Annotated in this window: 10 protein-coding genes; 8 read left to right on the plus strand and 2 right to left on the minus strand. The window is 71.8% G+C overall.

Annotation, left to right across the window (positions count from 1 at the left end):
• Positions 1-1,313 (minus strand): activator-dependent family glycosyltransferase (locus tag ACWFQ8_RS29410; RefSeq protein ID WP_453789318.1); only part of this gene is annotated, 1,313 nt, incomplete at its 3' end.
• A gap of 164 nt (positions 1,314-1,477) precedes the next feature.
• Between ACWFQ8_RS29410 and rdmE the strand changes: the two genes are divergently transcribed.
• From rdmE to ACWFQ8_RS29440, 6 genes are all read left to right on the plus strand, one after another.
• On the plus strand, positions 1,478-3,085 hold the full coding sequence (gene rdmE / locus ACWFQ8_RS29415; protein WP_453789319.1) for an aklavinone 12-hydroxylase RdmE: 1,608 nt from the start codon (positions 1,478-1,480) through the stop codon (positions 3,083-3,085).
• Positions 3,086-3,143: 58 nt separating this feature from the next.
• On the plus strand, positions 3,144-3,941 hold the full coding sequence (locus ACWFQ8_RS29420; protein WP_453789320.1) for a phytanoyl-CoA dioxygenase family protein: 798 nt from the start codon (positions 3,144-3,146) through the stop codon (positions 3,939-3,941).
• A gap of 24 nt (positions 3,942-3,965) precedes the next feature.
• Positions 3,966-5,117 carry a cytochrome P450 family protein gene (locus tag ACWFQ8_RS29425; RefSeq protein WP_453789364.1) on the plus strand — a complete coding sequence of 384 codons (1,152 nt, stop codon included), beginning with the start codon at positions 3,966-3,968 and terminating at the stop codon, positions 5,115-5,117.
• Between the two features lie 26 nt (positions 5,118-5,143).
• The gene (locus ACWFQ8_RS29430) at positions 5,144-6,427 is read left to right on the plus strand and encodes an activator-dependent family glycosyltransferase (RefSeq protein ID WP_453789321.1); all 1,284 of its coding nucleotides are present in this window, start codon (positions 5,144-5,146) and stop codon (positions 6,425-6,427) included.
• Positions 6,428-6,505: 78 nt separating this feature from the next.
• Positions 6,506-7,315 carry an FkbM family methyltransferase gene (locus tag ACWFQ8_RS29435; RefSeq protein ID WP_453789322.1) on the plus strand — a complete coding sequence of 270 codons (810 nt, stop codon included), beginning with the start codon at positions 6,506-6,508 and terminating at the stop codon, positions 7,313-7,315.
• Positions 7,316-7,335: 20 nt separating this feature from the next.
• On the plus strand, positions 7,336-8,523 hold the full coding sequence (locus ACWFQ8_RS29440) for a DUF418 domain-containing protein (protein ID WP_453789323.1): 1,188 nt from the start codon (positions 7,336-7,338) through the stop codon (positions 8,521-8,523).
• Between the two features lie 6 nt (positions 8,524-8,529).
• Here ACWFQ8_RS29440 and ACWFQ8_RS29445 read toward each other — a convergent pair whose 3' ends face one another.
• On the minus strand, positions 8,530-9,390 hold the full coding sequence (locus ACWFQ8_RS29445) for a class I SAM-dependent methyltransferase (RefSeq protein WP_453789324.1): 861 nt from the start codon (positions 9,388-9,390) through the stop codon (positions 8,530-8,532).
• Between the two features lie 216 nt (positions 9,391-9,606).
• Between ACWFQ8_RS29445 and ACWFQ8_RS29450 the strand changes: the two genes are divergently transcribed.
• Together ACWFQ8_RS29450 and ACWFQ8_RS29455 are read left to right on the plus strand one after the other, a co-directional pair.
• The gene (locus ACWFQ8_RS29450) at positions 9,607-11,919 is read left to right on the plus strand and encodes an ATP-binding cassette domain-containing protein (RefSeq protein ID WP_453789325.1); all 2,313 of its coding nucleotides are present in this window, start codon (positions 9,607-9,609) and stop codon (positions 11,917-11,919) included.
• An 84-nt stretch (positions 11,920-12,003) separates the two neighbouring features.
• Positions 12,004-12,609: a dTDP-4-dehydrorhamnose 3,5-epimerase family protein gene (locus ACWFQ8_RS29455; protein WP_453789326.1), complete on the plus strand. Its 606-nt coding sequence runs from the start codon at positions 12,004-12,006 to the stop codon at positions 12,607-12,609.
• The last annotated feature ends 91 nt before the right edge of the window (positions 12,610-12,700 follow it).

Raw genomic sequence — 12,700 nt, forward strand, 5'->3', positions numbered from 1 at the left:
GCCCCGTACTGCGGCGTTTGCGGTCCGGGGGACAGCGCCCGGTGCGCGGCGGTGAGCCTCTCCAGCACCGGGACGATGTCGGCCGGCGCCGGCGTACCGACGATCTCCCGGCGGATCCGCTCCGCGTGCGTGCGGAACGACGGCTCCCGCAGTACCCGGACCAGCGCCGCACGCAGCCCGTCCGGCGTCAACTCCTGCGGATCGATGCACAGTCCGGCGCCCGCGTCGCGCACCCGGTGCGCCTTGGGGACGTTGCACCACATCTTGGCCGGCACCATCACCTGGGGCACGCCGTGTGCCAAGGCGGTCTGGAGCGTCCCCGAACCGCCGTGGTGGACGATCGCCGCGCAGGTGGGCAGCAGCGCGTCCAGCGGCGCGAAGTCGACGACCCGCACGTTGTCCGGCACCCGCCGGCCCGCGTCGAGCTGGTCCGCGGTGAAGGTGGCGACGACGTCCACGTCCAGCTCCGCGACCGCGTCCAGCAGATCGCCGACGGACGTCCGGTCGGCGCCCACCACCTCGCGGAACGACCGGCCGAGGGTCAGGCAGACGCGGGGCCGCCCAGGAGGCTCCCGCAGCCAGCGCGGCACCGTCGCCTCGCCGTTGTACGGCACGTAGCGCACCGGAACGGACGGCAGGTCGACGGGCAGCCGCAGCGACGGCGGGACGGGATCGATGGTCCACTGGCCCACGACCAGGTCCTCGGTGAACTCCCGGCCGTGCCGCCGCAGGATCCGGCCCATCCACTCCTCCAGCGGATCCTCCCGCAGCGCCGGCGGCAGTGCGGCCAGCCCGCTCAGGTACTGCCGGCGCATCAACCCGACCAGGTCCAGCCCGAACATCAGCCGGGCGTGCGCCGCGCCGCTGATCCGCGCCGCGAGCGCGCCCGGGTAGTACATGGTGTCCCAGACGACCAGGTCGGGCCGCCAGGCGCGGGCGAAGTCGATGAGCTCCTCGGTCGTGTCGTCCGGCAGGGTGTTCTGGTAGACGAACGACGTCCACGCGGTGAGCACCCCGTGCACGTAGGGATAGGTCAGCTTCTCCGGCCGGGTCTCACTGATGTCGAGGACGTCCAGCCAGGCTTCGTCACGGATCTCGTCGGGCTCGTCTGTGTACTCCGGGTTCATCGTGGCCGCGACGTCGAGGACTCCGCCGACCGGGACCGCGGTCAGGCCGGCGTTGTTGATGTCCTCGACCACGTCCGGCCGGGTGGCGACACGGACCTCGTGTCCCGCGGCCCGCATCGCCCACGCCAGAGGTACCTGGGTGTGGACGTGGGTGCTCGCCGGGAACGGCGTGAACAGCACTCGCATGGACCCCACCCTGCCGGGGCGCCTTCGCACGGCGCTCGAAGAATCCCGCAGCGCCGCACGAGGCCCCGCCGCAGGGCCTCCAGCGAAGTTCGAAGCCCACGGGCGATTCTCGGCCCCGGTCAACCGATGTCCGACCGGGCGCCGTACGAGACGGGGAGATGGCAATGACCGCAGCCGACAGGGAAGTCGACGTACTGGTCGTGGGCGCGGGCCTGGGCGGGCTCGCCACCACGATGTTCCTCGCCCGGCTCGGTGTGCGGGTGCTCATGGCCGAGAAGCATCCGACGACCTCGATCCACCCCAGGGCGATCGGCCAGAACCCGCGCACCATGGAACTGCTGCGGACCGCCGGGATCGCCGAGCAGGTGCAGCACGCCACCGACCACCGCGGCGCCAAGGGCCACTTCACGACCCGGGTGGCCGAGACCGTGCGGGGCGAGGTGCTCGGTACCTTCGAGGAGGGCTTCGACCACCTGGTCGCCACCACCGCGCCCTGCTCCCCGATGCCGTGGGCGCTCGCCTGGCAGGACCAGTTGGAGCCCCTGATGCTGGCCCGGGCGGTCGAGGACGGAGCGCAGGTGCGGTTCGGCACCGAGCTGGTCTCCTACGAACAGGACGCCCACGGGGTCACCGCACTGCTCCGCGACCGCGAGAGCGGCGCGCGGACCACCGCGAGGGCGCGCTACCTCGTCGCGGCCGACGGCGACAGCAGCCCCGTCCGGGAGGGGCTCGGCATCGCCCGCCACGGCCACGGCTCGCTGTCCCACGTGGTCGGCATGATCTTCGAAGCCGACCTGTCCGAGGTCCTCACCTCGGACGCGTCCGGTCTGTACTACCTGCGCAACCCGCAGTTCAGCGGCATCTTCATCGGCAGCGACCGGCCCGAGCGGCACACCTTCCTGGTCGAGTACCACCCCGAACGCGGCGAGTCCGCCGACGACTTCACCCCCGCCCGCTGCGTCGAGCTGATCCGCATCGGCCTGGACGCACCCGACCTGGACCCGAAGGTGCTGGACATCCAGCGCTGGGAGATGGCGGCCCGCATCGCCGAACGGTGGCGCGCCGGCCGGGTGTTCCTGGTCGGAGACTCGGCCAAGGTGATCCCGCCCACCGGCGGCCTCGGCGGCAACACGGCCGTCGGCGACGGGTACGACCTGGCCTGGAAGATGTCCTCGGTACTGACCGGCCAGGCCGGCCCGGGCCTGTTGGACAGCTACGAACCCGAGCGCCGGCTCGTGGCCCAGCTCGTGATGGACGAGTCCATGCACCTCTACGCCTCCCGGCTCGCCCCGCACCTGAAGGACCGCACGGCGGAGCCCGTCGGCTACGCCGAGGCGATCCTCGGCTTCCGGTACCGCTCCGACGCCGTCGTCATCGACGACGACGACACCGCCCGGGTCGAGGACCCGGCCCGGCCCAGCGGCCGGCCCGGGTTCCGGATGCCGCACGTGTGGTTGCGGCGCGAGGGCGAGCGGATCTCCACCGTGGACCTCTTCGGCTCCGGCTGGCTGCTGATGACCGGCGCGGAAGGCGCCCCGTGGACCGCGTGGGCCCGCAGCGCGAGCCAGGCACTCGGCGTCCCCCTGGCGGTGCACGGCCCGGGCATCGATGTGAGCGACCCCGACGGCGAACTGGCCGAACGCTTCGGCATCGGCAGGGGCGGCGCCAGCCTGATCCGGCCCGACGGCATCGTCGCCTGGCGCACCGCCACCCGGCCGGACGACCCGGCGGCGACCCTGCGCGCCGTCCTGGCCCGGGTGCTGTCCCGCTGAGGGCGGCGCGCCCGCCCGTACCGCGTCCGTACCACCACGACGAAGGAGCGAATCCGCGATGACGGCCCGCACACCCGACCCGAGCACGGCCGACGTCCTCACCGACGAGGCCTACCGCTCCTACCAGGAGAACGGATTCGTCCGCATCCCCCAGGTCCTCTCCGCCTCGGAGGTGGAGCGGTTCAGGGCCGCCTCCGAAGAAGTCGTCGCCCAGCACGGACCGGAGATCTGGGGCGCCGGCGAGGACGAGGTGCAGGTGCACTTCGTCGCCCAGGCCTGGCTCAAGCACGAGGCGCTGCGCGACCTGGCCCTGCACCCGGCGATCACCGCGATCGCCAAGCGGCTCGCCGCCGCGCCGCTGCGCCTCTACAGCACCGACATCCTCCTTAAGGAGGGCCGCAAGACCCTGTCCACCCTGCCCACGCTCGTGCACGACGACGAGACGGGCCTCCCGCTCCACGGGCTCGACCGGACGCTCACCGCGTGGGTCGCGCTGGTCGACGTACCGGTCGAGAGCGGCTGCCTCAGCTACGTGCCCGGCTCCCATCTGCGTGACGCCGCCCACCGGCAGACCCACATGACCAGCTTCGCGGAGCACCGGGCCATCTCGGAGATCTGGCCGGACTACGACTGGCAGCCCCGCACCACCGTCCCGCTCAGGGCCGGTGACGTCGCCTTCCACCACTGCCGCACCGTGCACATGGCCGGGGCGAACCTGACCGACAGCCCCCGGCTGGGCCACGGCATCGTCTACATGGACGCCGACACCACGTACTGGCCCGGGACCGAGGACGCCCACATCGCGCACATGGCGCCCGGGGACCCGCTGAACAACGAGAAGTTCCCCCTCGTCTAGAGGAGACCGTCAAAAGTGAGCGTCATGCACGGGACATGGAACGGCACGGACATCGGCGAGCTGGGCCGACGGCTCCAGCGGGCGCACGGGGAGGTGTGGCTGCACCAGATGAAGGGCGATCCGTACGCCGATGTGCTGCGCGGCCACGCCGAGGACCCCCATCCGGGCTACGAGCGGATCCGCGCGCTCGGCCCGCTCCGGCGCAGCACCACGGGCGCCTGGGTGACGGCGGACCACGGCCTCGCCCGGACGCTGCTCGGCGGGACGGTGCCGCACGGCCCGCTGGCGGAGGAGGACGCCCACGTGCCGGTGCGGGACGCGGGGCTCGGTGGTGACGGCGCGTCCTACGAGCGGCTGCGCGAGCACGCGAAAGGCATCGCCGCCGCCCCCGCCGTCACAGCGGTGTGCGAGCGGGTGGTCGCCGGCCTGGACCAGGACTTCGACCTCGTCACCGACCTCGCGGAGCGGGTTCCGGTGGACCTGCTCGCCGCGACCTTCGCACGGCCCGCGGAACGCCACGACGAACTGGCTCGCGCCTGCGGCGCCGCCGGCGTCGTCCTCGACGGGCTGCTGTGCCCGCAGCGCCTGGACGCCACCCGGCAGGCGGTGGCCGCCGTCGGCCGGCTGCGCGCGCTCCTCGCGGCGCCGGACGGCGATCCGGCCGCCGGCCCGCGGGAGGCGGCGGTGCTCCTGGCCACCGCCGGGGTGCGCACGGCCGCCGCGCTCGTCGCCGGCGCCGTGCTCGCGGTGGTGGACCACCCCGAGGAGTGGTCGCGCGTGGCCGAGGACCCGGGGCACGCGGCCCTGGTGGTGACCGAGGTCCTGCGGTACGACTCCCCGGTGCAACTCCATCCGGTGGTGGTCCGCGCCGACGTCGAGCTCGCCGGGCAGCGCGTGTCGGCGGGCGAGCGGGTGGTCGTGCTCGTCGCGGCCGCGAACCGCGATCCCGAGGTCTTCCCCGACCCCTTCCGGTTCGACACCGGCCGCCGGACCGGCCCGCTGGTCCCCGCCCAGTACCACCGGGTCACGCTGCCGTTCGCCCGCGCCCTGGCCGAAGGGGCGGTCCGCGCCCTGGTGGCCGCGGGAGCGCGGCCCCGGCGGGCGGCGCCGCACCTGCGCAGCCGCCGCTCACCGGTGACCAGGTACCTGCTCAGCTGCCCGCTCGCCACCGGCTGAACGGCGTCCACAGAAAGGAATCCGGCATGCGCGTCCTGTTCACGTCGATCGAGGGCAATCACTTCCACCAGATGGTTCCGTTGGCCTGGGCCCTGCGTACCGCGGGCCACGAGGTCCAGGCGGCCTGCAACGAACGGCTCGTCGACACCGTCACCCAGACCGGCCTGACCGCGGTGCCGATCGAGTCCCCGACCCTCTGGGAGCAGCTCGACGGCTTCCAGAAGGAGGCGATCTCCCTCTTCAACGAGATCGGCACCAGCAAGCAGGACCCTTCCAAGGCGACCTGGGAGGACCATCTCGCCTACGAGAACATGGTGGTCCCCGCCCTCTACCAGCCGCTCAACAACGACGCGCAGATCGACCGGCTCGTGGAGGTGGCCCGCAGCTGGCGACCCGACCTGGTGATCTGGGAGAGCTTCTCGATCGCCGGGGCGGTCGTCGCCGTCGCGACCGGCGCCGCCCACGCCCGCCTGGTGTCCGGTCCCGAGCTGGCCCTGCAGATGGTGACCCGCGGGCACTTCGTACGCCACCGCGACCAGCAGCCCGAGCCGCTGCGCGAGGACCCGACGGCCGAATGGATCGACTGGACGCTCGAACGCCTCGGCAGCGAGCGGCGGTTCGACGAGACGATGCTGACGGGCCAGTGGGTCGTCGACACCCGCCCCGGCAGCCTGCGCCAGGAGCTCGACCTGCCCACGGTCCCGATGCGCTACGTCCCCTACAACGGGCGCTGCGCGGTACCGAAGTGGCTCTACGAACCGGCCGAGCGCCGGCGGGTGTGCGTCACCCTCGGCACGTCCATCACCAGCGAGGAGTCCGAGCGGTTCCGGCTCGACGACACCCTCGCCGCGCTCTTCCGGAGCCTTGCCGGACTGGACGTCGAGATCATCGCCGCCCTCGACCCGGCGCAGCTCGGCGCCCTGCCCGAACTCCCGGACAACATCCGCACCACCGACTTCGTGCCGCTCAACGAACTGGCCCCGACCTGCTCGGTGATCGTGCACCACGCCGGCTACCAGACGAAGGCCACCGCGGACCTGCACGGCGTGCCCCAGGTCGTCATCGTCGGCTACGAGTGGGTGAGTGAGGACATGGGGGAGGAGTACGAGAAGTCCGGCACCACCCTCGCCGTCTCCGCCCGCGACCTGACCGCCGAGGTGCTGCGGGAGAAGATCCTGCGACTGCTCGACGAGCCCGCGTACGCCGAGCGGGCCCGGGACCTCCGGGAGGAGATCCGCGCCATGCCCACGCCCAACGAGGTCGTGCCGGTCCTCGAAAGGATGACCAGGGAGCACCGGCACGGCGCGTGAGCGGGCCCACCGGCCCGGTCACCGGTGGACCAGAGCTCCTCGTGCGCTCTTCGAGACCGGTGCCGCACATTCGTCGCCATGCCGAATCCCTGGGATCTCCCCGACGAACTGCCCACCGACCTCCCGGTCACCCGCTGCGAACTGCCCGACGGCCGTGTGCTGTCGGCGGTCCAGGAAGCGGAAGCGCACACCCTCTGGGAGGAGATCAGCAACGCCGCCCCCTACCGCGGGGCCGCCGAGGGCCTCCGCCCCGACGAGACCGTCATCGACGTCGGCGCGCACATCGGCCTGGCGTCCCTGCTCTTCGCCGAGCTGGCTCCCGAAAGCCGCCTGCTCGCCTTCGAGCCCGCCCCCAAGGCCTTCACCTGCCTCGACGAGAACCTCGCCCGACACCTTCCCGGGGCGACCGCGGTCCGCCAGGCGCTCGGGGCCGCGCCCGGGAAGTCCGAGCTGACCTACCGCCCCTACGTGGCCTCCGCGTCGACCCTGTACGACGACGCCGAGGACGACGCCCGCAACCTCGAAGCGCACCTCGACAACATCGGTGCGGACGAGCGGACCCGGGAGGTCGTGCGGCGGACCTTCAACGTGACCCAGCGGGTCACGGTCGAGGTGACCACGCTGACCGCCGTCATGGCGGAGCACGAGGTGGACCGCGTGGGCCTGCTCAAGATCGATGTCGAACGGGGCGAACTCGCCGTCCTCGACGGCATCGACCCCGCCTGCTGGCCCCGTATCCGGCGGGTCCTCCTGGAGGTCCACGACACCGACGGCAGGCTCGGCCAGATCGTGGCGCGGCTGGCCGGCCTCGGCTTCCGGGCGACGGTCTCCCAGTGGGGGGTCTACGTCGGGGGCAGCGTCCACCTGGTGCTCGCCGAGCGGGACTGACACGTCGGGGAGGAAGACCGATGAGCGACGGCGCTCCGCGCCCGTCCGGCTCCGAGGCCACGACGCGGCGTGCCCTCGCCCCCGATCTCGCCCGGGGCCTCATGCTGCTGATCGTCGCCCTGGTCCACGCGCACATGTTCCTGCGGGGCAGCGCCGCCGTGATCCGGGGGTACCCGCCGGTCGCCGGCTCGCCGTCCGACGCGGTGACGGCGGGGGTGCTCACCGTACTGGCCGACAGCCGCAGCTTCCCCATGTTCGCCCTGCTGTTCGGCTACGGCACGGGCCGGATCCTCGCCCGCGAGCGGGAGCGCGGGCGGGACGGACCCGGGGCCCGCGCGGTGCTGCGCCGCCGCGCCGGATGGCTGCTGCTGTTCGGGTTCGTCCATGCGCTGCTGCTGTTCGCGGGGGACGTGCTGGGCGCCTACGGGCTGCTCGGACTGGTCGCGGTCGGCCTGACCGGCGCCCGCGACCGCACCGTGTTCACGGTGGCGGGCGCCGGCGTGGTCGTGGGGGCGCTGGTGTACGGGACCATGCTGTCCGCGGGCGTGTCCGGCGACCCGGGCGACACCGCGGCGGCACTCCTCCAGGCCGCCGACCCGGTGTCCGACGCCGCGTACCGGGTCGGCACCTGGGTGCTCACGACCCCGCTGTTCGCCCTCATGTCGCTCGGCCCGTTCCTGGTCGGCGAGCGTGCGGCCCGGCTCCGCATCCTGGAGGAGCCGGGCCGGCACCGGGCCCTGCTGCGGCGGGTAGCGGTGACGGGCACCGCCGTCAGCGTCGGCGGCGGCCTCCCGCTGGCGCTGATCACCTCCGGTGCGTGGACCACGGCCTCATCGGACGTGACGTGGGGGCTCGGGGCGGTGCACGTCCTGACGGGGTACGCGGGCGGATGCGGACTGGCCGCGGCGGTCGCCCTGCTCGCGCTGCGCCTGGAGGGCCGGCGCAGCGGGACCGCGACCGCGATCGCCGCCTGCGGCCGGCGTTCGATGAGCTGCTACATCGGGCAGTCGGTGGTCTGGTTGGTGCTGTTCGCCCCGTACGCCTGCGGGCTCGGTGACCGCGTGGGTGTCCTCGGCTCGGCGCTCATCGCCCTCGGCACCTGGTGCGCCGGCGTGCTGGTCGCCGAGCTGCTGCGCCGCGGCGGAAGGCAGGGGCCCGCCGAGGCGCTGCTGAGCAAGGTGACCCGTCGGGCCGTCCGGTCGCCGTAGGGGAGGTCAGCGGGTCACGCGCGCCGTGACGTAGCGCACCGGTGTCTCGATCGACAGCGGCCCGCCGTCCGTACGCATCGCGTCCAGCGCCTCCGTGAGCCGGATCCGCAGCCGCTCCCGGTCGTCGTCGGGCAGGTGCTCCCAGAGCAGGCGCATGCCCTGGGTGTGGGACCACGTCACCCACGCCTCGCCGGACGGGGCCACGAGGTCGACCGGTTCGTCGGTGATCTCCACCTCGCCGAACCCCGCGGACTCCAGGGCCCGGCGCAGGTCCGCCTCGTTCGCCAGCCAGCTGTTGAAGCGCCGCTGGAGCTCCTCCGGCCGCCACTGCGGCGGCAGGTTCTCCAGCAGGGACCGCGGGATGAGCTCGGTGAAGACCGGGGGGAGGAACGGGAACGTGTCGTCGTCGAACACCGGGCTGGTGAAGGCGATGCGCCCGCCGTCGGCGAGGAGTTCGGCGTAGCGCGGCAGGGCGGCGCGTGCGTCCGGGAAGAAGATCAGGCTGTAGCTGCCGGTGACGACATCGAAGGAACGGGCCGGCAGGTCCGGGAACTCTCCGTCCATGACCCGGAGTTCGACATTGCCCACGCCCATGGACGCCGCCTCCTTGCGCGCCTCCTCGATCATGGCGGGTGCGATGTCGATACCGAGGGCGTGGCCCGAGTCGCCGACGAGCGACGCGGCGTGGAAGAGGCACGCGCCCCGTCCGCAGCCCACGTCCAGCACGCGCTCCCCGGGCCGCGGCGCCGCTCGTTCCACGAGGCGCCGCCCCATCGGGGTGAAGAAGGTGACCCCCAGCCGGTCGTAGGACCCGGCGGCGCGGTCGAAGGCGGCCGTGACATGCGCTTTGTACGTTGTCTTGTCCACGTGCGCTCCCAAGAAATCCTACGGAAAGAGACGGAAAGAGACGGAAAGAGACGGACTGACGAGACGGACGGGTGCCCGACGCCGCGGGGGCGAAGGGAAGCGGTGTCCGGGCCGCCATCGTCCGGCCGTCACCTTCGAAAGCGCTCGACAACAGATGGAGCGCGACTGGACGAGATCCTGGTTCACACCTCTTGGGACGCGAAATAGGGTGGTCCGATGACTTCCTTAGACCAAGGCGGCACCCAACGGGCCGCGGCCGACAGCCATGACGTGATCGAGGTCCGGGGCGCCCGGGAGAACAACCTGGCCGGTGTCTCCCTCGACATCCCCAAACGCCGCCTCACCGTTTTCACCGGAGTCTCCGGCTCCGGGAAGTCGTCGCTGGTCTTCGGCACGATCGCCGCCGAATCCCGGCGGCTGATCAACGAGACCTATACGGCATTCATCCAGTCCTTCATGCCGAACTTCGGCCGGCCCGATGTCGACGCCCTGCGCAATCTGAGCGCGGCCATCGTCCTCGACCAGGAGCGCATGGGCGTCAACTCCCGCTCCACCGTCGGCACCGCCACCGACGCGCACACCATGCTGCGGATCGTCTTCAGCCAGGTGGGGACCCCCCGCATCGGCACCTCGGGAGCGTTCAGCTTCAACGTGCCCGAGGGCATGTGTCCCGAGTGCCAGGGCATCGGACGGGTCTCCACCCTCGACGCCGGCGAGCTGCTGGACGTCGAACGCTCCCTCAACGAGGGTGCGATCACCGTGCCGAACTTCAACGTCGACTCCTGGTACTGGAAGTCGATCGCCCACTCCGGCTACTTCGACCCCGACGTCAAGGTGAAGGACTTCAGCCCCACCGAGTGGCAGGACCTGCTGCACAGGACCGCCACCAGGATCAAACTCCTGCACGGCGGCACCGGCACCACGTACGAGGGCCTCATGGTCAAGGTGCGCCGCCTCTTCCTGAGCAAGGACCGGGAAGCCATGCAGCCCCACATCCGGGCCTTCGTCGACCGGGCGGTGGTCTTCACCCGCTGCGGGGCGTGCGGCGGCGGCAGGCTGAACCCGGCGGCACTGTCCAGCCGGATCAACGGCCTCAACATCGCCGAGTGCTGCGCCCTGCAGATCACCGAACTGGCCCGGTTCGTCCGGGGTGTCGACGCACCGTCGGTGGCGCCGCTGCTGGCGAACCTGGGTGAACTGCTCGACTCCCTGGTGGAGATCGGCCTCGGGTATCTCAGCCTGGACCGGGAGTCGGGCACCTTGTCCGGCGGCGAGGCCCAGCGCGTCAAGATGGTGCGGCACCTCGGGTCCAGCCTCACCGACGTCACCTATGTCTTCGACGAGCCCACCGTCGGACTCCACCCGCACGACATCCAGCGCATGAACTCCGTCCTGCTCCGGCTGCGCGACAAGGGGAACACGGTCCTCGTCGTGGAACACAAACCGGAAACGATCAGGATCGCCGACCACGTGGTCGACCTGGGCCCGGGCGCGGGCCCGTCCGGCGGCGAAGTCTGCTTCACCGGCGACGTCGCCGCGCTGCGCCGCTCCGGGACGCTGACCGGACGGTACCTGGACCACCGCGTACGGACCAGGGAGCGGACGCGCGAGCCCGCCGGACACCTCCCCATCACCGGCGCCGCCCTGCACAACCTCAAGGACGTCAGCGTCGAGGTGCCCCTCGGCGTACTGACCGTCGTCACCGGTGTCGCCGGATCGGGCAAGAGTTCACTGATCCACGGATCGCTGTCCGGCCGGGACGGTGTGATCGTGGTCGACCAGTCCGCGATCCGCGGCTCCCGGCGCAGCAACACGGCCACGTACACCGGGCTGCTCGACCCGATCCGGGCCGCCTTCGCCAAGGCCAACGGCGTCACGTCGTCCTTGTTCAGCCCGAACTCCGAAGGCGCCTGCCGGAACTGCAAGGGGATCGGACTGGTCTACACGGACCTCGCCATGATGGCGGGGGTCGCCACGGTCTGCGAGGAGTGCCGGGGCAAGCGGTTCATCCCCCGGGTGCTCACCTACACGCTGCGCGGCAAGGACATCAGCGAGGTGCTCGCGATGACGGTGAACGAGGCCCGCGACTTCTTCCCCACCGGCCGGGCCCGGGCCGTACTCGACCGGCTCGCGGACGTCGGCCTCGGATACGTGGGCCTGGGCCAACCCCTGACCACGCTGTCCGGCGGCGAGCGCCAACGCCTCAAGCTGGCCATCCACATGGCTGAGAAGGCGGCCGTCTACGTCCTGGACGAGCCGACGAGCGGACTGCACCTCGCCGACGTGGACCAGCTGCTGAGCCTGCTCGACCGGCTCGTGGACGCCGGCAACACGGTCATCGCCATCGAGCACCACCAGGCCGTGATGGCCCACGCCGACTGGATCATCGACCTGGGACCGGGCGCGGGCCACGACGGCGGCCGGATCGTGTTCACCGGCACACCCGCCGATCTCGTCGCCCACGCAGACACCCTCACCGCCCGCCATCTGCGCAAGTACGTCGCCGAGGTGCCGTCCAGTCGTCCTTGAGGCGCGTGCGAGAGCCCGGGGCCACCATCGCCAGCAGGACCGGCAGGATACGGCTTTGAATGGGAGTCCGTTATGGTTTCCTCCATGCAGTCGCGGGAATTGACCGTCGAGGGCGCAATTGAATTCACCCCGCGGGTATTCGACGATGGGCGTGGCATTTTCGTGTCGCCCTATCAGGAGTCAGCGTTCTCGGAAGCCACCGGGCATTCGCTGTTCCGAGTTGCCCAGACCAATCACAGCAGGTCGCGGCGAGGTGTGGTGCGCGGACTGCATTACACCCTGACACCGCCGGGCTGCGGCAAGTACGTGTACTGCGCGCGTGGGAAGACGCTCGACATCGCGGTGGACATCCGGGTCGGGTCGCCGACCTTCGGCCGCTGGGATGCCGTACTCCTGGACACCGTGGATTTCCGCGCCGTGTACTTCCCGGTCGGCGTGGCCCACGGCTTCGTCGCGCTTGAGGACGACACGGTCGTCTCCTATCTGCTCTCCGGGGAGTACGTACCGGAGAACGAACTGGCGCTGTCGATCCTCGACCCGGAGTTGGCCCTGCCCATTCCCGGTGACATCGAGCCGATCCTGTCCGAGCGCGACCTCGCGGCGCCCACCGTCGAGAAGGCGGCGTCGGACGGGCTGCTGCCCGACTACGCCGCGTGCCTGGCGATCGACCGCGCCCTGCGGTCCGCCTGATCCGCGGCGGCCACGGCGGCCACGGCGGTACGACGAGTGGTGGGGGCGCCGCTGGGCCCCCCCCAGGCCTCCACCAACACAAGCGGAACGG

This window comes from Streptomyces sp. NPDC055254, from assembly GCF_053606025.1.

Bases quoted from the DNA above. Each gene is read 5' to 3' on its own strand.
- rdmE (WP_453789319.1), top strand. From the start codon at position 1,478: ATGACCGCAGCCGACAGGGAAGTCGACGTACTGGTCGTGGGCGCGGGC.
- ACWFQ8_RS29420 (WP_453789320.1), top strand. From the start codon at position 3,144: ATGACGGCCCGCACACCCGACCCGAGCACGGCCGACGTCCTCACCGAC.
- ACWFQ8_RS29425 (WP_453789364.1), top strand. From the start codon at position 3,966: ATGCACGGGACATGGAACGGCACGGACATCGGCGAGCTGGGCCGACGG.
- ACWFQ8_RS29430 (WP_453789321.1), top strand. From the start codon at position 5,144: ATGCGCGTCCTGTTCACGTCGATCGAGGGCAATCACTTCCACCAGATG.
- ACWFQ8_RS29435 (WP_453789322.1), top strand. From the start codon at position 6,506: ATGCCGAATCCCTGGGATCTCCCCGACGAACTGCCCACCGACCTCCCG.
- ACWFQ8_RS29440 (WP_453789323.1), top strand. From the start codon at position 7,336: ATGAGCGACGGCGCTCCGCGCCCGTCCGGCTCCGAGGCCACGACGCGG.
- ACWFQ8_RS29450 (WP_453789325.1), top strand. From the start codon at position 9,607: ATGACTTCCTTAGACCAAGGCGGCACCCAACGGGCCGCGGCCGACAGC.
- ACWFQ8_RS29455 (WP_453789326.1), top strand. From the start codon at position 12,004: ATGCAGTCGCGGGAATTGACCGTCGAGGGCGCAATTGAATTCACCCCG.